Here is a 23,261-nt window from a genome sequence, read left to right on the forward strand (position 1 = left end):
GACTTCATTTCGTGCTGAAGTTCGACGTAGACGCTTTCCCAGCTTTCACCGTATTTCGAGTAATGACGGCTATCTAGAAGTACCCATGTTGTGGAAGGCTTTTGAGTCGCAAATGGCAAAACCTGTGCGCAGAAGAATTTCCGCATGATTCAAAATCAATAGCTTAGCTGTCATTGAGTGGCAAAACTATGTGTCGCCTGACAGTTGGACGTCAGACGAAATTGACCTTTGCGTCATAAACTGACCCAACACCCCCTTTTTCGTACTCCCGTAGACTGTTTCGTTTGATCTGGCTTCCCTTCCGGAAATCAGGGCTGATTTGCAGATCAGACGGCGAAGCCGCCTGTTCCTGCTGATCTGCCACGTGGCGAACGCGGGAGGGGGCGAGGCAATGCTAATCGGCAGGGGTGGTGCGGCCCGCAGGCACGGCCGAGGACACGGCGGGTCTAATAGGGTTGCCCGAGGGGGAGGGCCGCGCCCTCACACTGACGGCCAGAGCGTTTGACCTGTCCAAATCCCGCTGGCCCACGAAAGGAAAATGGTGGGGAAGAAAACCCCACCGCAATTTGCGATTGTATCATTCTGTCGAACTGAAAAAGTAACAGTCTGGCCACCAAGCTGCCGTTCGATGCAGTTGCGGCATGGATCCTCAAAAATGGCAGCTATGCGCAGATAGAGAACTTTGCAAATGTTCGTGGGATGTTACTACCGAGCCCAAAGCCTCGGCGTAAATTCCATCACTCTGTCTGCCTTGCAAAATGGTTACGCCCAAGGCTTGTTACGAAGACTAGTAGTATTCGGTTTTACACCGTTCCCTTCAAATAGCGTTGTTTTAATTGACACAATGTCTTGCATGCGATCCGCTAAACTACGTCATCTGTTTTAACGCAAGGATTTGATGTCATGCCAGAATCACTCAACCTGCATAGATTTGAAAACCTAAGTCCTTTCCAAATCAAAGACGAACTTATTAAGTTGGCGCAAAAAGAGGCGCGGCAGATGGCTTTGCCATACCTCAATGCCGGTCGAGGGAACCCTAACTGGATCGCCACTAAAGCGCGGGAGGCGTTTTTCCTTTTAGGGCAGTTCGCTATGACAGAAGCTCAGCGCCATCGTAATGAGCCGCAGGTCGGTTTGGCCGGGATGCCGCAAGGGCCAGGCTGTTATGACCGGCTAAAAGCATATTGTTCCAAATCGGTTGAAGGAAACGGCCCTCCAGGGGCGGGAACTTTGGTGGCCGTAGTGGATTTTGCGATTGAGAAATTTGGTTTTACACCGGACGATTTCGTGCTCGAGTTGACCGACGGTATTGTTGGCGACCACTACCCGATGCCCGACCGGTGCATGGAGCACAACGAGGCGATTGTCCACGAATACGTTATGTGGGCGATGTGCGCGGGGCACCGCCCGGATGCGAAGTTCGATATCTACGCAGTTGAGGGTGGAACCGCTGCAATGTGTTATATTTTCAAGGCACTCAAGAACCAGCGGTTGCTGAATGCCGGCGACACCATTGCGTTGGGCACACCGATTTTCACACCCTATCTGGAAATGCCGGTACTTGAAGACTATGGGCTGAACACCGTGGATGTATCTTCGAAAGAAGAGGACCACTTTCAACTGAACGACGATGATTTCGAAATCTTGTCCGACCCGAAAGTCAAAGCACTATTTCTGGTCAACCCGGGCAACCCGTCTTCAGTCGCTATCAGCCCCGAAGTCTCGACTCGGCTTGTCGAGTTCGTAAAGAACCGCCGCCCGGACCTGATCATTCTGACTGACGATGTTTACGGGACCTTCGTTCCGAATTTTCAGTCTATCTTGGGGCATCTGCCTGAGAACACAATCGGGGTCTATTCGTACTCCAAGTATTTCGGTTGCACCGGGTGGCGTTTGGGCGCGATTTTGGTGGCCGAGAACAACATCTTCGACAAGATGATTGCGGAGGCTACGGACGAAACCAAGGCCGTCGTCAACGCACGGTACGAAACGTTGACGCCTGATCCATCCTCGTTCAAGTTCATCGACCGGATCGTCGCCGACAGCCGCGATGTTGCGCTGAACCACACCGCAGGTCTATCACTGCCGCAGCAGGTGATGATGACTTTGTTTTCACTGGTCGAGCTTATGGACGAAGAGAAGGCCTATCAGAAATTCTGCTGGGGTATTCTGAAGCACCGCTTTGACGAGTTGGTCGAAGGGATGGGCATCGAAGTTCCAGATAACCCGCTGTTCGACAAATACTACGGTATCATCGACTTCGAATTCTGGCTCCGTAAATACGTGGGAGAGGAGGTGGTCGAGTGGATTAAAGAGAATGTCCACCCGCTAGATATATCCTTCAAACTGGCTCAGGATCACGGGATCGTTTTGCTGAATGGATCGGGCTTTGACGCGCCCAACTGGTCAGCGCGGGTATCGTTCGCCAATTTGGATGATAGTGCTTACCGCCAGATCGGAAGAGCGGTGCGCGCGGTGGCCACGGGTTACGTGCAGGCCTACCGTGCCTCGAAAGGACTGCCGTTGCACGGTTGAGATCTAGCAATAGCAAAGAGGAACGGATCAGCGTGATGGTTTGCACAAACGCTGATCCCACCCGTCCAGGTTAGGACCCCGGTTGTCGCGCCCATTTCCGGTTTGACTCACGGAACAAAAGCCACAACCAACGGTCCCCAGAGCGTTAGGAAGATGTTAGCCACGGCATAGGTCATGGTGAAAGCTGGTGTGGGAGTCGAGTTTCCGGCCTTTTCCAATAGTGTCGCAAAACCGGGATTGCCCGAGCGTGATCCGGTCACAACCGCACAGGCCTCAATCGGGTTTTTAATACGCAGGGCGAAATAGTTGATTGGGAACTGCACGATCATGGGCATCAATGTAACCACCACACCCAACAGCAACAGCGTGATCCCATATTCCTGAATCGCTTCTAGTGCGGGCTTGCCTGCATTGAGGCCAACGACACCAACAAACACAGCTAGTCCAAAGCTCTGAAGGAAATTCGCGGCCCCTCGGTTAATGCCGCCGATCTTGGGTCGCCGGATGCGCATGTAGCCGATGATCAACCCTGTAACTAGGCAACCGAGACCGGACCCCAAAGCCACTTTGGTTCCTGCGATGACAAAACTGATCTCTCCTATCAGAAAGCCGATGGCGACGCCGATCCCCAATGCAATGAAATTGGTTACCGAGGCCGAAGGCGGAACGTAGCCCGCAACTTTCGCAACTCGATTCAGATCGTCCTTGTGACCGACAATACTGACCTCGTCACCTGCGTGTATCTCGGTGTTGTGCAGGACAGGGACATCATGGCCCATGCGGGTGATCTTTGAGATGTGAACGCCGCGCCTTTGATCCGCTGTCAGAGCCTCGCTCAATTCTGCCAACGTTTTGCCGGTCAGTTTGCGGTTGGTGACCACTACGTTGCGACGTTCCTCTACAACCGTCAGTTCAGGAGGATACTCTCCGATTTCACCACTGGCGCTACCCTCGAACTGGGTCAAAGTCGCTACGAGGCCGGAGACGACCACAACGTCTCCGGCATTGACCACTGTTTCAGGATTCGGATCCACAGGAGCGCCATCGTGGAGTAACCGTTCGACGATCAGATCACCATCATAACCGCTTTCGATGTCTTTGACGGTTTTTCCGGCAATGGTTGCATCGGCATTTACCTGATAGGCTCGGGCGTCAAACCGGTTCATAGGAAGGAACTCACCTTCCTCTAGTTTGCGACCGCCGCCGCTGAGTTTCTGAGCCAGCTTAATCGCTTCTTGCCGCAGGTCGACACGCATGATGATTGGAATGACACTAACTGCCAATATTGGGCCGATCGAGCCGAAGATATAAGTAACCGAGTATCCTACGGCGATGTTGGTTTTTAGCTTTTCTGCCTCATCTGCGGCCAGCCCAAGCAGATCGATGGCATTTCCAGCGGTGCCGATGATTGCAGATTGTGTCAGGCCACCAGCGGCCAATCCAGCCGCCAACCCTTTGTCCAAGCCGGCCAACCGAGCCACAACAATAACAAAAAACAACCCCCAGAGGGTCATCATAAACGCGGCAAGTAACTTGGTCAGCGCAGTTCGGTTCAAGGCCGCAAAAAATTGCGGGCCGCCATTATAGCCAACCATAAAAATGAAGAGGGAAAAGAAAACATTCTGAACATCGGTACTGAGGTTGATACCGCCGATCTGGCCAATGAAGACCGCCACCAACAATGTACCAGCGATGCCCCCCAGTTCGAACTTGCCGACCCGAAACTTCCCTACGCCGTATCCCAGACCCAGACAAAGAAACAGTGCCATGATCGGGAAGGCGCGCAGTTGTTCTGTAATCAATTCCATTGTGAAATCTCCCGCGTCCCAACGGTGGTCCTTTCCGTTCAAGATACAGCGCCTTACTGTATTGAAAACAAGAAAATTTAGACGATGGGCATCGTGCGGACTTTTCGAAAGTACTCGGAATAAACTTTTTCAAGGGCAGGTGCATTTGGAACCTAAAAGGCAACTTTATGGAATGTAGTCACACCATTCACTCTTTGTTTTTGGGTGTGATTTTTGGCCATCCCGATGGATTTTTGTGTACCCTTCGGACAAGCTACAAATACTCACGTAAGTTGCAGCGAACGGCGGTTTTTTTTCTGACCTGATCTGCAGGAATGATGCCATAAGTTTGAACCACGGGCGACTGTGTACAGGATAGCGTCTTCATAAACGCACTTAAGTCTTCAGTCTCTTTCTCAGGCAATTCCAGTTCCGAGAGTATGGCGGCCTTGTGGACGTGCGACTTTTAGTGGGTCTATTGGAAGACAACCAACAAATTTACGCTGGAGAAAAGACGGTCATCCGGGCTGGCAGCTTTTTCCGCTGACCCGCCAAGTGTGCTTCAAATCCAATGTCCACTTCGGGCTTGATAGGGATCCAGCATGTGGATTTCATCAGGGCCAGCGGTCAAACGCGCCGCACAAATAGGCCGGACAAATGACCGCTACGCAAAACGATCAAAATCACAAAGAAAACCCTTGCAACACCGGAGCTGCCCACAAATTGCATTATCCGCAGGATAGATGTGTCCAGTAAACCGCCTAGATTGGCTTTTACAAAAGATTGCGAAACAACCGATAGTCGGCGACACAGCGCGAGTATTTGTGAAATTTTTTTCAAGTTTTGGGAATTGTCCTAAACTTCGTTGACCAAGCGCACGCTCCACCTATGAATAAAGCTGTGCAACAAAATGCGCGCACTGAAATTTCTTGCGTTCCTGATGCTGTGGAGGATAACTATTTCAGGAGCGACGAGCAATCGACCTAGGGAGGAATTCCATGAACTATAAGAAACTCAAGACAGTTCTTGCGTCAACTGCACTCGTCGGCAGCATCTCGGCCGCAGCTCCGGCGGCGGCTGAGGGGATCATGTGCGAACCCGGTGAGACGTATATCATGAACGTCATGGTCTCGGGCCACCCCTACTGGGTGCCTGTCTACCAGGGCTTCAAACAGGCGGCCGAGGCATTCGGCTGCGAAACGGTATTCTCGGGCACACCCGATTACGATATCACCAAACAAATCGCATCGTTCGAACAGGATCTGGTCAAGACCCCCGCCGGTATCCTGCTGCACCCCATGCAGTCGGACCCGTTCATCGAGCCGATCAACCGGGCCATCGGCAACGGCACCGAGATTGTAACCTTTGCCGCCGACAGCCCGAACTCGGACCGGACCGCGTATATTACGTCGGACAACCTGGCCGAGGCGAAATTTGCCGCCGAAGAGATTGTCAAGCAAGTGGGTGACAGCGCGGAATATGCGGTGCTGGAGAACCCGGGCCAATCGAACCACGACCTACGCGTGACGGCCCTGGTCGCATATATGGAAGAGAATTATCCGACCATGAACCTGGTCGGTCGTCAGGCCACCAATCAGGACAGCAACGCCGCCTATCGCGCTACTGCGTCGATCATTCAGGCCAACCCGAATGTGGCCGCGATCTGGATCCCTGAGGCAGGTTCAGCCGAAGGCGCGGTTGCGGCCAAGCTGGAAGCGAACTCGGACCTGCTGATCATGCATGCGGATGTGACGCCTACAACGCTGGAACATATCAAGGCGGGCAACATTCACATGTCGCTGAACCCCAACCAGGGTGTGCAGGGCTTCATGGGCTTCATGGCGGTGCACCTGGCCAATCGGGCGGATGTCTTTGACCCGTTCAACGACTGGCAAACCAGTGGTTTCAACCCGGTTCAGATCCCGTTCATGGACAATGGCTTTGCCGTCATCACCAAGGACAATGCCGACAGCTTTGACCTGAACGTCTATATGGAAGGCCGCGATCCGGCCTGATCCCCGAAAAGGGTGCTGCCTTGTAATCGAAGGCAGCGCCCATCCTAAACGAAACTGGGCGCGATGGTGTCATGCAAGACGATGTGATCCTGAAAATCTCGAACCTCAGCAAGTCCTTTGGCCCAGTCAAAGCCTTGCGCGGCGTCGACTTTGAACTGCGCAAAGGTGAGATACACGCCATCGCAGGCGAGAACGGGGCCGGTAAATCGACTTTGATGAACGTTATCGATGGCATCCTGCAACCCGATGACGGGCAGATCATGCTGGATGGCAAGCCGGTCAAGATCACCTCGCCGACAATGGCACAGCGTCTGGGCATCGGGTTTGTCCATCAGGAAATCGCCCTGTGCCCGGATGTGTCAGTCGCCGAAAACATCTTTATGGCCAAGACAAATGTCAGCAGGTCCTGGCTGATGGATTACAAAAAGCTAGAGCATGAGGCCCGCGACGTCTTTCGCCAGCTCAGCAATATTGATCCGGCCGTTTTGGTCAAGAACCTGTCGATCTCGAACCAGCAACTGGTCGAGATTGCAAAGGCGCTGACCCTCGATTGCCGTATCCTGATCCTCGACGAACCCACCGCCGCACTGACCGAGGCCGAGGCACAGACCCTGTTCGGGATCATGCGTGACTTGGCGGATCGAGGTATTTCCATCATCTATATCTCGCACCGCATGGTCGAGATATTCGACAATTGCGACCGGGTGTCCGTGTTCCGGGATGGCCAACATATCGTGAAGCAGAATGTGGCAGAGATTCAGCCCTCGGACGTGGTCAACGCCATGGTCGGACGGGTGATCGACAATTTGTATCCCGAGAAACAGACCAAAGACGAGAAATCGGACGATATCCTGTTGGATGTGCGCAACCTGACCGAGGCGACACGGTTCCGCAATGTATCCTTCAGCCTGAAAAAGGGTGAAATCTTGGGCATCGCCGGGCTGATCGGCGCAGGCCGCAGCGAGATCGCCAAGGGTATCTGCCGTTTGGAAGGCGACATCTCGGGAGAGGTCTGGCTGAATGGCGAGAAGCTTAACCTACGTACCTATCAGGACAGCATCGCCAAGGGCATGGTCTACCTGTCCGAGGACCGCAAAGGCGATGGCGTGTTTCTGGACCTGCCGATCTCGGCCAATATTTCGGCCCTGAAGCCCGACCAGGTAGCCAATGGGCTGGGGTTGATTCAATCGGCCTCGGAGGAGGCGCAGGCCGAAGCGCTGGGTCGAAAGCTGAACATGAAATACGGATCCCTCTCCGATCCGGTGTCGTCGCTCTCAGGTGGCAATCAGCAGAAGGTGGCGCTTGCCAAGATGTTGTCGGTGAACCCGCGGCTGATCTTTCTGGATGAACCGACCCGCGGGGTCGACGTGGGCGCAAAAGCGGAAATTCACCGCATTCTGCGGGATCTGGCGCGGGATGGCGTCGGAATCGTCGTGATCTCCTCGGAGTTGCCGGAACTGATCGGTGTGTGTGACCGGGTGCTGGTGGTGCGCGAAGGGCATATCAGCGGTCAGGTAACGGGTGAGGATATGACAGAAGAAAACATCATGCATCTGGCCTCGGTCATGGATGCGCAGGCCACGGTTGCATGAGCGGAGAAAACAAGATGGACAACACAGTGAATATGGCCCAGGCAAACCCGAGCGACAGCACCTCGCCGCTGAAACGGCTGTTTCGGATGCGTGAAACAGGGCTGATCGTGATCATTCTGGGGCTGTTCCTGATCATGTCCTTTGCCTCGCCCTACTTTCTGACCTGGGCGAATATGCGGGCCATGTCGATGGCCTTTGCGGTCGATGGCATTCTGGTGATTGGGATGACGATCCTGTTGATTTCGGGCGGGATAGACCTGTCGGTCGGTTCGGTCACGGCCTTGGCAATGGTGATCGCGGGCTGGCTGTTTCTCAGCGGAGTAGACCCCTGGGTTGCCTCAGCAATTTCCATCGCTCTGTGCACGGGGATCGGAGCTTTCATGGGGTTTTTTGTGACCCGCGTGGGTCTGCATCATTTCATCGTGTCGCTGGCCATCATGGTCATCGCGCGCGGCGCCTGCCTGTTGTTTACCGGAGGACGACCCTTGGGCCTCTATACCCTACCGCCGGAGTTCAAGTTCATCGGGCAAGGCAGCATCGGACCAGTCCCGATTGTAATCATCATCTTTCTGGTCTTTGTGATAGCCTTTGATTTCATGCTGCGTCGGACGACCATGTTCCGCAAGGTGTTCTACACCGGCAGCAACGAAAAGGCCGCCGCGTATTCCGGCATTCGGACCAAAAAGGTCATCTTCCTGACCACCACCCTGTGTTCGACCCTGTGCGGGATCGCCGGGATCATCTACATGGCGCGGTTCGGCTCGGCCCAGCCCACCTTTGGTCTGGGGCTAGAGCTGACGATCATCGCCGCCGCCGTGATTGGCGGGGCCAGCCTGAATGGCGGCTCGGGCTCGATCCTGGGTGCGATCCTCGGGGTGATCCTGCTGTCGCTGGTGTCCAGCTCGCTCGCCCTGCTGGATGTGTCGGTCTACTGGCAGGATATCATCCGCGGCTCGATCCTGCTGAGCGCGGTGACTATCGATCATTACCTCAACAAACGGCGGGGGTAGACCATGACGGATAAACAAAAGGACTTTGAACTGATCCGACAGATCCACACGGTGCTGATTTTGCATTTCATCGAAGGGCAGAAACAGTCTGACATCGCCAAGGCGCTGAACCTGTCGACGTCCAAGGTGAACCGGCTGATCACGCAGGGCCGCCGCATGGGTATGGTGAAGATCGACATCGAAACCCCGTTCCAGACGTTGATGGATCTGGAGCGCGAGCTGGCACAGACCACCGGTCTGAACGATGCAGTGGTGACGCCCTCGGTGTCGGGCAGTGTCGAGACGACGTTGCAACAGGTGGGACGCGCCGCTGCGGGTCGTCTGGTCGAGACCCTGCGCGACGGTGACGTGATTGCGATTACCGGCGGCAAGGCTGTCAGCGCCGTTGTGGAAAGCCTGGCCCCCGAACAATCCTTTGACGTGACCGTTGTGCCGCTGACCGGCGGGGTTCAGGGCAAGTATTACACGGACGTCAACCATCTGGCGACGCAGATGGCGGAACGTCTGGGCGGTCAGACGATGCTGATGCATGCGCCGCTGTTTGCCGAAAGCCAGCAACAGCGGGACATGCTGATGGACGTCGCTTCGATCCGCGACGTACTGAATCTGGCACGGCGTGCGAATGTGGCGCTGGTCGGGATCGGTTCGATAGAGCCGGAATGTTCAAGCTATTACGACCTGCATCCCGTACCGGATGCGGATCGCAAGATGCTGATTGGGATGGGTGTCGTGGGCGAGTTTCTGGCGCATCTGATCCACAGCAACGGCGCTGTATCGAACTACGCTCTGAACTCGCGTCTGGTCGCATTGCCGCCAGGTGATCTGGCCGAATGCACAAGGGTGATCGGTGTGACCGCAGGCCCGCTTAAGGTGCAGCCGATCACTGCGGCGCTGAACGGTAAATTTTTGGATTCACTGATTGTCGATGAAGAGACCGCCAAGGCGGTTCTGGAAGAAATGGAAGGAACGCAGAATGTCGCATGACATGCTGACACGTGAAATCGGCACGTCCGGGATCGAGGCCTCGGCCATCGGGCTCGGCACCTGGGCCATAGGCGGCTGGATGTGGGGTGGCACAGATGAGGCCAAATCCATCGCCGCAATTCAGGCCTCGGTCGATGCTGGCGTGACCCTGATTGATACCGCCCCGGCCTATGGGCAAGGCGTGGCCGAGGACATCGTGGGCAAGGCGCTGAAAGGCCGTCGTGATCAGGTGGTACTGGCCACCAAATGCGGGCTGGTTTGGCACACGCAGAAAGGCAACCACTTCTTCGACTATGACGGCCGACCGGTGCATCGCTATCTGGGCAAGGATGCGATCATTCATGAGGTCGAACAAAGCCTGACCCGTCTGGGGACCGACTATATCGACCACTACATCACCCATTGGCAGGACACGACGACACCGGTGGCCGAGACGATGGAGGCGCTGGAGATGCTCAAGCAGCAGGGCAAAATTCGCTCCATCGGGGCCAGCAATACTTCGTCGGACGACGTTCGCGCCTATGTCGCCGCCGGTCAGCTGGACGCCATTCAGGAAGAATATTCGATGGTCAAACGTGACATCGAAGGCAGCCTTCTACCCGTCTGCCGCGAGAACGGGGTTTCGGTGCTGAGCTATTCCTCGCTGGCGCTTGGCCTGTTGACGGGCAAGGTCGGCCCCGACCGGGTCTTTACCGGCGATGATCAGCGCAAGGACAACCCGGGCTTTTCGCAGGGCAACCGGGAAAAGGTTGCTGAGTTGATGAAAACCATAACGCCGATTGCCGAGGCGCACGGCGCGACGCCAGCGCAGACAGTCATCGCCTGGACTGTTCAGCAGCCGGGCATCACCTTTTCACTGTGTGGGGCGCGGGATGCGATGCAAGCGGCTGAAAACGCACGGGCGGGCCAATTGCGCCTGTCGGCTGAAGATATTGCGACAATCGATCAACAAGCAAAACACCACCTGAGCGATCTGGACGCCTGATCCCGGATCAAAACCAAAACACAAAGACCATTGAAACACTGTTTCAATGAACAGGAGAGTTATGTCCGATCAACGGGAACAGAACCTGGCCAGCCTGCGCAGCGATGCGGCCTTTGACGCGGTCGTCATCGGCGGCGGCGTGAACGGCATCGGCGTCTATCGCGATCTGTCCCTGCAGGGTTTGCGCGTTCTGTTGGTAGAACGGAACGACTTTTGTTCAGGCTGCAGCGCCGCGCCGTCCCGGATGATCCATGGCGGGCTGCGCTATCTGGAAAACGGTGAATTCGATCTCGTGCGCGAGTCCTTACGCGAACGCGATGCTCTGCTGGAAAACGCACCGCATCTGGTGCGCCCGCTGCCTACGATGATCCCGATCACCTCTCGGTTCTCCGGAATGCTGAACGCGGCGGCCAGCTTTGTGGGCTGGAAGGGAAAACCTGCCAGCCGGGGCGCGGTTCCGATCAAGCTGGGGCTGTCGCTATACGACTGGGTAACGCGTAGCCGCCGGGTTTTGCCGCGCCACGGGTTCAACTCGGCCGCGCAGACGCGGCAGACCTGGCCCGATCTGACGCCCAAGGCCACACGGTCGGCTGTTTATCACGACGCATGGATCAGCCACCCGGAACGCCTGTGCATCGAAATGCTACGCGACACCGCACGGGCCAATCGCGCCTCAGTCGCGCTGAATTATGCTGAGCTGGACCAGCGGGACGGCACCTATCACCTGCGGGATGTGCGCACGGGTGTGACCCTCCCGGTTCGGCCAAAGATCATTGTCAACGCCACCGGCGCGTGGCTGGACGACACGATCCGCACCCTGGGCAATGGGCTGGACAAGCCGCTGGTGTCTGGCACCAAGGGCTCTCACCTGATCATCGACAACCCTGACCTGCTGAAGGCACTTGGCGGACATATGGTATATTTTGAGAATACCGATGGCCGGGTGTGTATTGTGTTCCCCTATCTGGGCAAGGTTCTGGCCGGGTCGACGGATATCCGGGTTGAACGCGCCCGGCGGGTGCGCTGCGAAGATGAGGAACGGGACTACATCCTTGAATCGTTGCGCCTTGTGTTCCCTGACCTGACGTTTTCATCCGACGACGTCGTGTTCAGCTATAGCGGTATCCGTCCCCTGCCTCACAGCGATCATGATTTCACCGGGCGGATTTCCCGCGGCCATTACACCAGGCGCCTGGATGGAGAGGTGCCGCAATTCTGCATGATCGGTGGCAAATGGACCACCTTCCGCGCCTTTGCCGAACAAACAGCCGATGAGGTGCTGGCCGAATTGGGCAAAACCCGACGCCGGTCCACACTTGGCAGTGCCATAGGTGGCGGGGCCAGTTTTCCTGCACAACCGGCAGTTCTGGAAGAGGAATTGGTGCGCCACTACCAACTCAGCACTGAACGTGCCGCGCATTTGGTGACTCACTACGGTACGCAAGCCCGACAGGTGGCCCAAGGCAGTCCGGCGATGGCGGACACGCCCCTGGCCCCCGGTTGCCCTTACACTCGCGCAGAAATCCGACTGCTGCTGCGTGAGGAATATACTCAAACGCTCTCTGACATCGTGCTGCGTCGGACATCGCTGGCCATTACCGGCGGGATATCGATGCAGGTCATCGACACTCTGGCCGATCTGCTGGCGCAAGAGCGAAACCTGTCCAAACAGGACCTAAAACATCAGCGCAATGTGCTGATCAATGAATTGGCGGAGTTTCACGGCGTATCCGCCAAGACGCTGACCGCCAGAAATATCGAACGGAGTGAAGAATGCGTATTAGCAGCAAAGCCCGCATGAACCGAATGTTCACCAATGGTGGATGTCTCGACGTTGCAGTTGATCACGGGGTCTGTAACGAGCCCAGCTTTATGGTTGGTCTGGAAGACATGCCTGCCGTTATGAACACATTAATCGAGGCAAAACCGGATGCGATCCAATGCGCCTATGGGCAAGCAGATCTGTTGCAGAACCGCCCGGAAAAAGACAAGCCAGCGCTGGTCATGCGGATCGACATGGGTAACCCGTACAATGATCAACGCCACAGCGTGATGTGGTCTATACTGCAAAACGCTGATGAACCCATCATCGGTGCGCTGGAAATGGATGCGGCGGCCGTCGTGGTGAACTTGTTCATGCTGCCGGATGAACCCGAACTGTTTCGTCAATGCGTCGAGAACATCTCACGCGTTCGGGCTGCGTGCGACAAATACGGGATGCCGCTGATGATCGAACCTCTGGTCATGCTGCCAAATGACATTCGCGGCGGCTATCAGGTAGACGGAAACGCGGAAAAGATTGTGACTCTGGTGCGTCTTGCCTCGGAAATGGGGGCAGATATCATTAAGGCAGATCCAACCGAGAACGCGCAGGATTTTCACCGTGTGATCGAGGCGGCCCGGGTTCCGGTTCTGGTTCGCGGCGGCGGCAAAGAGGATCTGAAGACCGTTCTGGAAAAATCGGCGGCCTTGATGGCGCAAGGCGCGCAGGGCATGGTCTATGGACGCAACATCTATCAGCATGACAACCCAAAGGCGGTTGTGTCGGCCCTGATGGCAATGATTCACAATGGCGCAAACGGCGAGGAAGCCTGGGATATCTACAACCGTGGCTGAGAAGAGCACATTTTTTCTGGGGCTGGACGCCGGGAACACCGTAATCAAGGCCGTCCTGTTTGATCAGGACGGGCATCAGGTTGCGGTGCACGCGCTGGACGGGCAGTCCTCGACGCCCGAGCCGGGATTTGTCGAACGTGACCTGAATGAGCTTTGGGCCAACGCGCGTGACGCAATTGGCGGCTGTATCGCCAAGGCTGGCATTCAGGCGGATCAGATTGCCGGTGTTGGATGTGCGGGCCATGGCAACGGGCTCTATCTGCTGGATCGGGCAGGGAGCCCGCTGATCGGTATTCAATCGCTGGACACTCGTGCCGCGGATCTGGCGGCACAGCTTTCCGCGGCCAACGCGGATAGATTGCACGAGATTTGCCTGCAATACCCCTGGCCCTCGCAAACTCCGGTTTTGCTGGCCTGGATCAAGCGACACCGGCCCGAGATTTACGACCGCACACAGACCATAATGCTGTGCAAGGACTTCATTACGTTCAAACTGACCGGTGAGCGCGTCAGCGATATGTCGGACATGTCCGGCTGCGGACTGACCCGAATGCCGGACTGTGTCTATGACGACGAATTGCTGACGCTCTACGGGCTTTCGGATGCGCGGGATTTCTTGCCGCACCTGATTGACCCCGGGGATATTGCCGGGGTCGTGACCGCTGATGCAGCTGCCGCGACCGGCCTGGCGCCCGGAACCCCGGTGATCGGCGGGTTTTTCGACGTGATCTCAAGCGCCATGGGGTCAGGTGTGGTTGCCGCGGGCGAGGCTTCGATCATCGCCGGAACCTGGAGCATCAATCAGGTGTTCTCAGCAGCGCCGGTCAACGACCGGAACGTCTTTATGGCCTCGTGCTTTGGCCAGGATCGTTTCGTCAATATCGAATCCAGTGCGACATCGGCGGCCAATCTGGAATGGTACGTGCGCGAGCTGGTTGAACGCGGCGGGCATCACGATGACCCGTTCGGTTATTGCAATGCGCAGGTCGGGCGGGTGACACCCCGGGCAGATGATCCGTTCTTTCACCCCTTCCTCTATGGCTCAGGTCAGGGCGCATCGTTCCGTGCCGGGTTTTTCGGGCTGGCTGGCTGGCATGGCGAAGGCCATATGCTGCGCGCCCTGTTCGAAGGTGTAATGTTCGAACACCGCCGCCATATCGGGGTACTGGAACAAGCGGGTGTTTCGCTTGATCGGGCCATTCTTTCGGGTGGTGGTTCGCGCAGTCCGCATTGGCCGCAAATGTTTGCCGATTGTTTGGGTTTTCCGATCACCGTGGCCGAAGCCCGCGAGACCGGCGCTCTGGGCGCGGCTATCGGCGCGGCCCGTGCTGTGGGCGAGGTAGGAACCTATGAGGAAGGGATCGCCCGGATGACACGCGTTAAACAGGTTTTTGAACCCGACCCGGGCATGCACACCCACTATGGCGACCGATACGACACTTATCTGGATCTGATCGAAACGATGCAGGGCTTCTGGTCGCGCGCGCACATGCGGCAAGACCGAGCCTGAAACTACGCTATGATCGGCACACAAATAACAGGCAATCGAGATTGACCATGACACAGGCAACACGCCTTGATGGCGACTATGACTATATCATCGTCGGGGCCGGAACCGCGGGATGCGTGCTGGCAAACCGGCTGACCGAAGACCCCGACACGCGTGTATTGCTGCTAGAGGCCGGAAAATCCGACAATTACCACTGGGTGCATATACCGGTGGGTTACCTCTATTGCATCGGCAATCCCCGCACCGACTGGATGATGAAAACCGCGCCCGAGCCCGGCCTGAACGGGCGGTCTCTAGTCTATCCGCGTGGTAAGGTGCTGGGGGGCTGCTCGTCGGTCAACGGCATGATCTATATGCGCGGGCAAGCGGCGGATTACGATCACTGGCGACAGATGGGCAACACAGGCTGGGGCTGGGATGACGTTCTGCCCTATTTCCTGAAATCTGAGGATCACCACGGCGGCGACACCGATGTGCATCGCAGCGGGGGTGAGTGGAAGGTTCAGAAACAAAAGCTCAGCTGGGACATCCTGAAGGCGGTTCAGGACGGAGCAAAAGAATTCGGTATTCAGCCGCGCGACGATTTCAACGATGGCGACAACGAAGGGTCGGGTTTTTTTGAAGTGAATCAGAAGAACGGCGTGCGTTGGAACACCGCCAAAGCCTTTCTGCGCCCGGCCTCAAAGCGCCCGAACCTGCGGGTGATAACCCAGGCCACCACCGACCGCCTGATCCTGGACGGTAAATCCGTGCGCGGCGTCCGGTTTCGCCACAAGGGGCAAGTGTTGGAGGCACTTGCGGGGCATGAGGTGCTGTTGACTGCGGGTGCGATAAACTCACCAAAGATATTGGAGCTTTCAGGGATCGGTCGCGGCGATGTGCTCAGTTCGCTGGGCATCGACCTTCTGCACGAAAGCAACGGCGTCGGAGAGAACCTGCAGGACCATCTGCAGATCCGAACCGTGTACAAAGTGAAGAACGCTAAAACGTTGAACACGATGGCGAATTCCATCTTGGGCAAGGCTCGGATTGCTTTGCAATACGGGCTGACCCAATCAGGCCCAATGTCGATGGCACCCAGCCAATTCGGGATGTTCACCAAATCCGATCCCGCGCTGGAAACGCCGGATCTGGAATATCACGTCCAGCCTTTGTCAACCGACAAGCTAGGCGATCCGCTGCATCCCTTTCCCGCCATCACCGTGTCGGTCTGTAACCTGCGTCCCGAAAGTATCGGCAGTAGCCATATCCAAAGCCGAGATTTGGATCAGCAGCCCGATATTCGGCTGAACTACCTTTCCGCTGCACGGGATCGATCGGTTGCCGTCAAGTCGGTCCAACAGACCCGCCGGATTATGACGGCCAAAGCGCTTGAACCTTACCAGCCGCAAGAGATTCTGCCCGGCCCGGCCATTCAGGATGAGCCGGATCTGATAAATGCCGTCGGAGATATCGCAACAACGATCTTTCACCCGGTTGGTACGTGCAGAATGGGACAGGACGACAAAGCGGTCGTGGATCCGCAATTGCGTGTCGTGGGTCTGACGGGACTGCGCGTCGTAGATGCATCGATCATGCCAAAGATCGTGTCGGGAAATACCGCCTCTCCGGTCATTATGGTCGCCGAGAAAGCGGCTGACCTAATCAGGAAATCCAGAGCATAACTGGGTTAGTTTTGGAAAGTGGATCCGCTGCGACCCTGTTTCAGGGAGCGTCTCCACAGAGTGTTTTCTGTGACGTGAGCGATGATAGATGCCCCACAAGTATCAATGATACCTGTCGGGACAAGTTTGAAAAAGCACGGTATCGGGTGGTGAATGCATTAGAGTTCAACGAAAGCCTTCGGCAACGTGGTGAATTGACGACTTGGGTTTCAGGTGATCTGGCCAAGATATGGTCGCCGCCGCGGTGCAGGACTCGCTGGGGACAGGCGATTTATTCGGACATAGCGATCGAGATTTGCCTCACTTTGTGGGTCGTGTTTCGGCTTGCCTTGAGACAATCACAGGGCTTTATGCGATCGATTTCCAAGCTGATGGCTGGATCTTGTGGTGCCGGATTACTCGACGCGATAGCGACGCGGTAAGGGGCTGATAGTGGCCCCAAACCGGCGCGCTTCAGAAAAGCCGATCACCCTGAGTGTGGATAGTACCGGTCTGAAAATTCATGGTGCCCGGAGCCGGCATGAAGAAAAGCACGGTGCTAAGAACACCTGCAAAACATGCCGCAGACTGCACATCTCCCTTGACCCAGAAACCGGCGATATCGCCGCGGAGGAGTTGACCACTGAACATGCAGGCGATGAAACTGCTGTCCCGGATTTGCTCGCCAGAATTGAAACCGGTGTGGGCTGTTGCTTCGCGGAAGAACGCGGTTCACGGGGCGAATGCACAGCGCAATCAACACATCACTGCCATCGCCGAACATGGTAGAATGAAGTGGCAAACCAAGGCAGGATACAATCAGAGGTCAAAGGTTGAAGCCCAGATCGGCAGTTGGACACAAGTACTCAGGAATCGCCTGCAAGCGTGCGATTTCGACAATCAAAGATCTGAAGCGAAAATTGCATCAACAACGCTCAACCGCATGACAGCTCTCGGTCGTGCGGCGTATGAGCGGGTCTTTTGAAGTGATGGACAATGGGGTCAATCCGCCTCAATCGTGTTCCATGCAACACGGTCGCGGGGCTCTTTGGCAAACAATGCCCGTGAATTAATTTTCTGTATCTACGTCCGAAACCAGACGCATGCCGAGGTGTGCCGGGGGTGCGCCGACGGCGCAACCGCCTCGTGCTGGATCGCGCACGAGGAAAGGCACCGCGGCGACATGCTCACCACCGACAAAAAAGGCGGGGCATCGATCAGGGTCGATGTCTTCGCTGGCCCCAGCATAACAGTCCTGAGTCCATTCCCAGACGCTGCCGTCCAGATCAGCGATCCCGTGCAGTGATATCGAAAAGCTGCCTTGCGGTTTCAGAGCACGTGGAGCGAGCCCTTCGGTCAGATAACTTGAGGCCCATGTTAGTGATGGGTCGGTAAAGATCGGGTCGGGATCTTCAGGCAGAACTGACAATGCCATGTGGTTCCATTCCGCTCTTGTCGGAAGGCGGAAATCGTGACTAGTGGCGGCATTGATCCAACGCAAGTACTCGCTCACGTCTACATAATTGAGCCCGGTAGCGGGTGTTGTAGCCGGGTCGAGACCCGACCGGGTGTGTAATTTCAGCGTACAACCACCGTTTTCGTGGCACAGATTCCATTCAGTGACCGTCACTTCGTGGCGTTGAACGTAGAGCGTTTCACCGCCGGGAAAAATGACCGGATTATCGGCCATTTCGGGCATCAGTTGCGTTCGAAAGAGTGGCCCATTCAAAAACAACACACCTGCACAGATGACCACTGCCACACTCAGACCTGCCCAACCTAGATTGGTTGGATTGGTGATCCGTTGCATGGCAGTGGTTTTCATGATCTGAAGTCCAGCGGCGTTAGGTTGCAAATGGCCGGGGTGCTACAACCTGTTCCATCAGGTTATTGTCCCAGTCTCCTTCGACAATGAAATGCGCGGTGGCCCCCAGTAGCGCGGCTTCGATCAGGTTGTGGTTCACATAGGCATACACGCCTGGCTGATCGAACGTGTACATTGCGGCAACTGCACATCCTCCGCGGACGAACCATGTTTCGACACCGGTCTGAGGCGCATCGGTGAACGAGGTCTCCCAGACATAGTTACCGTGGCCGCCGATCAGGTGCGGACGGGTGTCGCGGTTGGCCTGATTGTGAATCATCAGAACCGTCTCGCCGACGTTGAACTTCAGCGCGTTCTCACCGGTCAGGGCACCCACCGCGCCGTTGAACACCGAATGGGTCGGGGTCAGCGTGCGCATCGCATCCAGGCTGTCGGCATAGTCGTCACCGGCGGCCTCATAGGTCTTGTACTCGCCGTTTTCGTCCAGCGGCAAATAGTAATCCTGCTCGCCGATATAGGCGATCTTGTCATATGTCAGCGGATTGCCATCCGCGTCCTTCAGGCCGTCGCGCGGCAACACCATCACCGCACCGTTCATGCCATGGGTGACGTGATACGGGATCATCGCCCCGCCCGGCGCGCAGTGATAGGTAAAGCAGCCCGGCTTGGTCGCCTTCCAGCGCAGCACGGTTTCCTCGCCAGGATAGACATGGGTCAGGCCACCGCCACCCAACGCACCGGTCGAAGCGTGGAAGTCGATATTGTGCTCCATCACGCTGTCTTCGGGGTTGCGCAGGGTCAGTTCGATCATGTCGCCTTCGTGGCAGATGATCAGCGGGCCTGGGACTGAACCATTGTAGGTCAGAGCCCAGACAGACGCGCCGGTGTCCTCGTCAACGACCATAAGACGCTCGGTTGTCTCCATGGTGATTTCGATGATCTTTGGTCCGCCTGTGGCCACCTGCTCGTGCTCTGGTGCAAAGGGTGGTGCAACGAGTTCCTGTTTAACACGGGTATAACCAGACAAATCCGCCGGTTTGGCTGTGCTGTCAGCCTTTTGTTCACCCGCAACTTTGTAGAGTTTAGCCGAGGCTGCATCTGCCTTGAATGGCATTGGTGTACGACGAGCTGCCATGGCACCTGCGCCGGTCATTGCTGCAGCACCTGCCAGAACCGATCCTCGCAACACATTGCGGCGGCTGGTTTTCATAAGGCCGGGGTTGATGAACTTGGTCATAGTATCCTCCTTGAGGTCGGATGAGTGCAGCGAGTAAGCATTTCGCCGCCGTATCGGGGATCAGAAGTTTTTAAGTTGGGCTGTGAAACGCGCCTTGGCTTTTTTAGGGACGCGGCCTTCAAGGAAATCCTCGGGAATTTCGACGTCACCCACCGCAATGGTCATCACCATGCCCATTGCATAGTGGGGTTTGCAGATCACGCCATAGACGCCTTCGGTATCCAGCGTGACTTCGATTTCCTCATTGATTTTGCCCTTAAACGGCTCGGCGCCATCAGGGAGCATGCCTTTGGCTGTTTCCGCGTTGTGGCCCTTGTCCGATGCGATGAACTTGATCGTGTCACCCGGGGCAGCCTGTACAAACGCGGGCTCGAACACCATGCGTTCACCATCACTGCCTTTGTTGAGCATTTGCACCTCGAAGGTTTCCGCGAAGGCGGCACCGGCCAGCAGGGTGGCCAGTGCAACGCTGGTTGTAAGCGTGCGGATCATCGAATTGTCCTTTCCTGAATGATCTCTTGGGCCTGACTCTATTGATTTCCGCGATCTGAAATTTGCGCTGGCGCAAGGTTTGGTGCGTTTTCGGGAAACACTGACCGTTACGATCTGGTTTTGCGGCTGTGATTGTGCCAAATCAGGTAAGCCATGATGGAAGCAGCCAAGAAAATATTGCCGCGGCTTGATGAAAGCCTGCTGACGCATTTGCCACCATTTTCAAAACTGGATCGTCGGCAAATCCGCACGATTCTGGATCAGGCCAGTTCGCGCCGCTATGAAGCGGGCGCGCATATCTTTGAAGAAGAAGACCCGGCCGATCGTTTCTTCATGTTGCTGGATGGCTATGTCCGAGTGGTGCGGGTTACGCAGACCGGCGAACAGGTCACCGCGTTGCATATCCCTGCAGGTCAACTTCTGGGAATTGCAAAGGCGATCGGGCGCGAGACATATCCGGCCACGGCAGTCACGGCGACGGAGTCCATCGCGCTGAGCTGGCCCACCAGACTGTGGGATACTTTCGTCACCGAATATGACGGCTTCGCCACTGAAACCTACAAGACGGTTGGCCACCGTGTAGGAGAAATGAACACCCGTATTGTGGAGCTTGCGACGCAACAGGTGGAACAGCGCGTGGCTAACGCGCTGTTGCGTCTGATCAATCAGACTGGTCGCAAGGTGGAGGATGGGATTGAGATTGATTTCCCCATCACCCGACAGGATCTTTCAGAGCTTACTGCGACCACCCTGCATACGGTCAGCCGATTGCTGAGCGCATGGGAAAAGCAAGGCATCGTTGAAAGCAAACGCAAGCGCATCAAAGTATGTGATCCACACGCGCTGGTCGAGCTCAGCCAAGGTTAGTCCGGTCAGGCACAGCTAGAAATTGCGCTCTTCAGCTCTTCCAAAAAGGCCGTTTCATCCAGATCGTATTCCAGACAGGCATCTGAGATGGTGTGAAACGGGTTCACCAAGCATCCGACACATAACATTCCATGCTTTAGGAAAACACGCATTGTCTGCGGCCATTGCGCCATAAGATCCGCAAGCGTCAGGTCTGGATCGTCAATGTTCGGGCAAGGCATTGGGGTTCCTCTCACCCTCGACTTTAGGCTTGGAACCGTTCCAAACGTTGCGCTGGCGCAAACAGTGCCTTCTTCGCTCGGGCTAGCAATAGGCATCCCGATCTGAAGGAGGCCGACGCATGGCTGAAATCTTAACCAAATCGCGGGCGCGAAACATCTTCTACGGGGGCTCGATCTTTTTCGTCGTGATCTTCGTGGCAATGACCGTCCACAGCCACCGTTACGTGGTTAATACGTCAACCGCAGGCATGGAACTCAGCGAAGAGGTCGTTCTGGGCAAACATGTCTGGGAACGCCATTCTTGCATCAACTGCCACAGCCTGCATGGCGAGGGTGCATATTTCGCCCCCGAGCTGGGCAACGTGATGACCCGCTGGGACGTCATGGACTCGCCCGAGGATGCCTATGAAATCCTCGATGGCTGGATGAAGGCGCAGCCCTCGGGCGTCGAGGGACGACGCCAGATGCCCTATTTCGATCTGACCGAAGAAGAGATGCGCGGCCTCGCCGAGTTCCTGCGCTGGGCGGATCAGACAGATACGCAGGGCTGGCCGCCCAATGACGCTGGCTAAGCGGCACAAGGAGAAACCACATGAAATACCAATCTCAAAAAGTGGCGTATTACTATTTTCTGGCCGCAATGGCCCTGTTCGGCATTCAGGTGCTGGGTGGGCTTCTGGCGGGCTGGATCTATGTCTCGCCCAACTTCCTGTCCGAGCTTCTGCCGTTCAACATCATCCGCATGATCCACACCAACGCGTTGATTGTCTGGTTGCTGCTGGGCTTCTTCGGGGCCGCCTATTTCCTGATCCCCGAGGAATCCGAGCGCGAGATCTACTCGGTCAAACTGGCCTATCTGCAACTCATCATCTTGCTGGTGGGGACACTGGGTGCGGTCGGCTCCTATCTGGTGGGCATCCATGGCGGGCGTGAGTTTCTTGAACAGCCCCTGTGGGTCAAGTTCGGCATCCTTGTTGCGGCGCTGATCTTTTTGTTCAACGTCTCGATGACCGTTCTGGCGGGCAAGAAAACGGCAATCACCAATGTGTTGCTGATGGGCCTGTGGCTGCTGTCGCTGCTCTGGGTGTTTGCGTTCATCAATCCGGACAACCTGAGTCTCGACAAAATGTACTGGTGGTTCGTCGTGCACCTGTGGGTCGAAGCGACCTGGGAACTGGTTATGGCCGCTATCCTCGCCTTCCTGCTGCTCAAGCTGACAGGTGTGGACCGAGAAGTGGTGGAGAAATGGCTCTATGTCATCGTCGCCACCGCTCTGTTTTCCGGCATCCTCGGCACCGGGCACCATTTCTACTGGATCGGTCTGCCGGGCTACTGGCAGTGGATCGGTTCGATCTTCTCGACCTTTGAGGTGATCCCCTTCTTCCTGATGATGAGCTTTGCCTTCGTCATGGTCTGGAAGGGCCGCAAGAACCACCCGAACAAGGCCGCGCTGCTGTGGTCGCTCGGATCCTCGACCGTGGCCTTCTTTGGCGCCGGTGTCTGGGGCTTCCTGCACACGCTGCATGGGGTAAACTTCTACAGCCACGGCACGCAGATCACCGCAGCCCACGGCCACCTTGCCTTTTACGGGGCCTATGTGGCGCTGAACCTGGCGGTCTTCACCTACGCGATGCCGATGCTGCGGGGCAGGGCGCCCTATAATCAGGTGCTGAACATGGCCTCGTTCTGGCTGATGACCGGCGGCATGGCGTTCATGACCTTCGTACTGACCTTCGCAGGCACCATCCAGACCCATATGCAGCGGGTGGTCGGTGACTATTACATGGACGTGCAGGACGCCCTGTCGATCTTCTATCTGATGCGGTTCGGCGCCGGTGCTGCCGTGGTGATCGGTGCGTTGCTGTTCATCTACTCGATGCTGGTCGTGCGCAAGCAAGAGATCATCACGCCCGGTGCCGCAGACTCGGTTCCCGGAGAGTAA

Annotated in this window: 20 protein-coding genes and 1 pseudogene; 16 read left to right on the top strand and 5 right to left on the bottom strand. The window is 56.3% G+C overall.

Going from position 1 to position 23,261, the window contains the following annotated elements; all coding sequences use genetic code 11:
* Positions 1-903: 903 nt before the first annotated feature.
* Positions 904-2,535, top strand: a complete 1,632-nt coding sequence (locus tag AC2FI8_RS14255) for a bifunctional aspartate transaminase/aspartate 4-decarboxylase (RefSeq protein WP_496779708.1) — start codon at positions 904-906, stop codon at positions 2,533-2,535.
* A gap of 107 nt (positions 2,536-2,642) precedes the next feature.
* On the opposite strand, the gene aspT is transcribed toward AC2FI8_RS14255, so the two are convergent.
* On the bottom strand, positions 2,643-4,343 hold the full coding sequence (aspT, locus tag AC2FI8_RS14260; protein ID WP_496779710.1) for an aspartate-alanine antiporter: 1,701 nt from the start codon (positions 4,341-4,343) through the stop codon (positions 2,643-2,645).
* Positions 4,344-5,320: 977 nt separating this feature from the next.
* Between aspT and AC2FI8_RS14265 the strand changes: the two genes are divergently transcribed.
* The 12 genes and pseudogenes from AC2FI8_RS14265 (at position 5,321) to AC2FI8_RS14320 (ending at position 17,662) form a co-directional block, all read left to right on the top strand.
* Positions 5,321-6,337, top strand: a complete 1,017-nt coding sequence (locus AC2FI8_RS14265; protein WP_496779712.1) for a substrate-binding domain-containing protein — start codon at positions 5,321-5,323, stop codon at positions 6,335-6,337.
* Between the two features lie 71 nt (positions 6,338-6,408).
* Positions 6,409-7,929: a sugar ABC transporter ATP-binding protein gene (locus AC2FI8_RS14270; RefSeq protein WP_496779714.1), complete on the top strand. Its 1,521-nt coding sequence runs from the start codon at positions 6,409-6,411 to the stop codon at positions 7,927-7,929.
* A 14-nt stretch (positions 7,930-7,943) separates the two neighbouring features.
* Positions 7,944-8,939 (top strand): ABC transporter permease, encoded by a 996-nt coding sequence (locus tag AC2FI8_RS14275; protein WP_496779716.1) that lies wholly within the window; start codon positions 7,944-7,946, stop codon positions 8,937-8,939.
* Positions 8,940-8,942: 3 nt separating this feature from the next.
* Positions 8,943-9,923, top strand: a complete 981-nt coding sequence (locus AC2FI8_RS14280; protein WP_496725646.1) for a sugar-binding transcriptional regulator — start codon at positions 8,943-8,945, stop codon at positions 9,921-9,923.
* Positions 9,913-10,908, top strand: a complete 996-nt coding sequence (locus AC2FI8_RS14285) for an aldo/keto reductase (RefSeq protein ID WP_496779718.1) — start codon at positions 9,913-9,915, stop codon at positions 10,906-10,908. The genes AC2FI8_RS14280 and AC2FI8_RS14285 overlap by 11 nt, the downstream gene beginning before the upstream one ends.
* 61 nt (positions 10,909-10,969) lie before the next feature.
* Complete coding sequence (locus AC2FI8_RS14290; RefSeq protein WP_496779720.1) at positions 10,970-12,709, top strand: glycerol-3-phosphate dehydrogenase/oxidase; 1,740 nt, start codon at positions 10,970-10,972, stop codon at positions 12,707-12,709.
* Positions 12,682-13,524 carry a class I fructose-bisphosphate aldolase gene (locus tag AC2FI8_RS14295; protein WP_496779723.1) on the top strand — a complete coding sequence of 281 codons (843 nt, stop codon included), beginning with the start codon at positions 12,682-12,684 and terminating at the stop codon, positions 13,522-13,524. Before AC2FI8_RS14290 ends, AC2FI8_RS14295 begins: the two co-directional genes overlap by 28 nt.
* On the top strand, positions 13,517-15,034 hold the full coding sequence (locus AC2FI8_RS14300; protein ID WP_496779725.1) for an FGGY-family carbohydrate kinase: 1,518 nt from the start codon (positions 13,517-13,519) through the stop codon (positions 15,032-15,034). Before AC2FI8_RS14295 ends, AC2FI8_RS14300 begins: the two co-directional genes overlap by 8 nt.
* A 47-nt stretch (positions 15,035-15,081) precedes the next feature.
* Complete coding sequence (locus AC2FI8_RS14305; protein ID WP_496779727.1) at positions 15,082-16,698, top strand: GMC family oxidoreductase; 1,617 nt, start codon at positions 15,082-15,084, stop codon at positions 16,696-16,698.
* Between the two features lie 149 nt (positions 16,699-16,847).
* The gene (locus AC2FI8_RS14310; protein ID WP_496779729.1) at positions 16,848-17,120 is read left to right on the top strand and encodes a transposase; all 273 of its coding nucleotides are present in this window, start codon (positions 16,848-16,850) and stop codon (positions 17,118-17,120) included.
* Between the two features lie 55 nt (positions 17,121-17,175).
* Positions 17,176-17,313, top strand: a pseudogene (locus AC2FI8_RS14315) (IS5/IS1182 family transposase); the annotation flags it as partial.
* Between the two features lie 13 nt (positions 17,314-17,326).
* Positions 17,327-17,662 carry a hypothetical protein gene (locus AC2FI8_RS14320; RefSeq protein WP_496725769.1) on the top strand — a complete coding sequence of 112 codons (336 nt, stop codon included), beginning with the start codon at positions 17,327-17,329 and terminating at the stop codon, positions 17,660-17,662.
* A gap of 84 nt (positions 17,663-17,746) precedes the next feature.
* Here the strand turns inward: AC2FI8_RS14320 and AC2FI8_RS14325 are convergent, their stop codons facing one another.
* The 3 genes from AC2FI8_RS14325 to AC2FI8_RS14335 are packed head-to-tail and all read right to left on the bottom strand — an operon-like array spanning position 17,747 to position 20,231.
* Complete coding sequence (locus AC2FI8_RS14325) at positions 17,747-18,502, bottom strand: formylglycine-generating enzyme family protein (RefSeq protein ID WP_496741970.1); 756 nt, start codon at positions 18,500-18,502, stop codon at positions 17,747-17,749.
* A gap of 19 nt (positions 18,503-18,521) precedes the next feature.
* Positions 18,522-19,739 (bottom strand): copper-containing nitrite reductase, encoded by a 1,218-nt coding sequence (gene nirK / locus AC2FI8_RS14330; RefSeq protein ID WP_496779731.1) that lies wholly within the window; start codon positions 19,737-19,739, stop codon positions 18,522-18,524.
* Between the two features lie 60 nt (positions 19,740-19,799).
* Positions 19,800-20,231 (bottom strand): pseudoazurin, encoded by a 432-nt coding sequence (locus AC2FI8_RS14335; RefSeq protein ID WP_496779733.1) that lies wholly within the window; start codon positions 20,229-20,231, stop codon positions 19,800-19,802.
* A 153-nt stretch (positions 20,232-20,384) separates the two neighbouring features.
* Between AC2FI8_RS14335 and AC2FI8_RS14340 the strand changes: the two genes are divergently transcribed.
* On the top strand, positions 20,385-21,098 hold the full coding sequence (locus AC2FI8_RS14340) for a Crp/Fnr family transcriptional regulator (protein WP_496779736.1): 714 nt from the start codon (positions 20,385-20,387) through the stop codon (positions 21,096-21,098).
* Positions 21,099-21,103: 5 nt separating this feature from the next.
* Here AC2FI8_RS14340 and AC2FI8_RS14345 read toward each other — a convergent pair whose 3' ends face one another.
* On the bottom strand, positions 21,104-21,319 hold the full coding sequence (locus AC2FI8_RS14345; protein WP_496725636.1) for a DUF1858 domain-containing protein: 216 nt from the start codon (positions 21,317-21,319) through the stop codon (positions 21,104-21,106).
* Between the two features lie 119 nt (positions 21,320-21,438).
* Between AC2FI8_RS14345 and AC2FI8_RS14350 the strand changes: the two genes are divergently transcribed.
* Together AC2FI8_RS14350 and AC2FI8_RS14355 are read left to right on the top strand one after the other, a co-directional pair.
* Positions 21,439-21,891: a c-type cytochrome gene (locus AC2FI8_RS14350; protein ID WP_155147961.1), complete on the top strand. Its 453-nt coding sequence runs from the start codon at positions 21,439-21,441 to the stop codon at positions 21,889-21,891.
* 20 nt (positions 21,892-21,911) lie between these two features.
* On the top strand, positions 21,912-23,261 hold the full coding sequence (locus tag AC2FI8_RS14355) for a cbb3-type cytochrome c oxidase subunit I (protein ID WP_496779738.1): 1,350 nt from the start codon (positions 21,912-21,914) through the stop codon (positions 23,259-23,261).

The organism is Ruegeria sp. CDSB029, from assembly GCF_059611125.1.

What these genes read in the sequence shown, in the direction of transcription:
- AC2FI8_RS14255 (WP_496779708.1), top strand. Translation starts at nt 904, where the DNA reads ATGCCAGAATCACTCAACCTGCATAGATTTGAAAACCTAAGTCCTTTC.
- aspT (WP_496779710.1), bottom strand. Translation starts at nt 4,343, where the DNA reads ATGGAATTGATTACAGAACAACTGCGCGCCTTCCCGATCATGGCACTG.
- AC2FI8_RS14265 (WP_496779712.1), top strand. Translation starts at nt 5,321, where the DNA reads ATGAACTATAAGAAACTCAAGACAGTTCTTGCGTCAACTGCACTCGTC.
- AC2FI8_RS14270 (WP_496779714.1), top strand. Translation starts at nt 6,409, where the DNA reads ATGCAAGACGATGTGATCCTGAAAATCTCGAACCTCAGCAAGTCCTTT.
- AC2FI8_RS14275 (WP_496779716.1), top strand. Translation starts at nt 7,944, where the DNA reads ATGGACAACACAGTGAATATGGCCCAGGCAAACCCGAGCGACAGCACC.
- AC2FI8_RS14280 (WP_496725646.1), top strand. Translation starts at nt 8,943, where the DNA reads ATGACGGATAAACAAAAGGACTTTGAACTGATCCGACAGATCCACACG.
- AC2FI8_RS14285 (WP_496779718.1), top strand. Translation starts at nt 9,913, where the DNA reads ATGTCGCATGACATGCTGACACGTGAAATCGGCACGTCCGGGATCGAG.
- AC2FI8_RS14290 (WP_496779720.1), top strand. Translation starts at nt 10,970, where the DNA reads ATGTCCGATCAACGGGAACAGAACCTGGCCAGCCTGCGCAGCGATGCG.
- AC2FI8_RS14295 (WP_496779723.1), top strand. Translation starts at nt 12,682, where the DNA reads ATGCGTATTAGCAGCAAAGCCCGCATGAACCGAATGTTCACCAATGGT.
- AC2FI8_RS14305 (WP_496779727.1), top strand. Translation starts at nt 15,082, where the DNA reads ATGACACAGGCAACACGCCTTGATGGCGACTATGACTATATCATCGTC.
- AC2FI8_RS14320 (WP_496725769.1), top strand. Translation starts at nt 17,327, where the DNA reads ATGCAGGCGATGAAACTGCTGTCCCGGATTTGCTCGCCAGAATTGAAA.
- AC2FI8_RS14325 (WP_496741970.1), bottom strand. Translation starts at nt 18,502, where the DNA reads ATGAAAACCACTGCCATGCAACGGATCACCAATCCAACCAATCTAGGT.
- nirK (WP_496779731.1), bottom strand. Translation starts at nt 19,739, where the DNA reads ATGACCAAGTTCATCAACCCCGGCCTTATGAAAACCAGCCGCCGCAAT.
- AC2FI8_RS14335 (WP_496779733.1), bottom strand. Translation starts at nt 20,231, where the DNA reads ATGATCCGCACGCTTACAACCAGCGTTGCACTGGCCACCCTGCTGGCC.
- AC2FI8_RS14340 (WP_496779736.1), top strand. Translation starts at nt 20,385, where the DNA reads ATGATGGAAGCAGCCAAGAAAATATTGCCGCGGCTTGATGAAAGCCTG.
- AC2FI8_RS14345 (WP_496725636.1), bottom strand. Translation starts at nt 21,319, where the DNA reads ATGCCTTGCCCGAACATTGACGATCCAGACCTGACGCTTGCGGATCTT.
- AC2FI8_RS14350 (WP_155147961.1), top strand. Translation starts at nt 21,439, where the DNA reads ATGGCTGAAATCTTAACCAAATCGCGGGCGCGAAACATCTTCTACGGG.
- AC2FI8_RS14355 (WP_496779738.1), top strand. Translation starts at nt 21,912, where the DNA reads ATGAAATACCAATCTCAAAAAGTGGCGTATTACTATTTTCTGGCCGCA.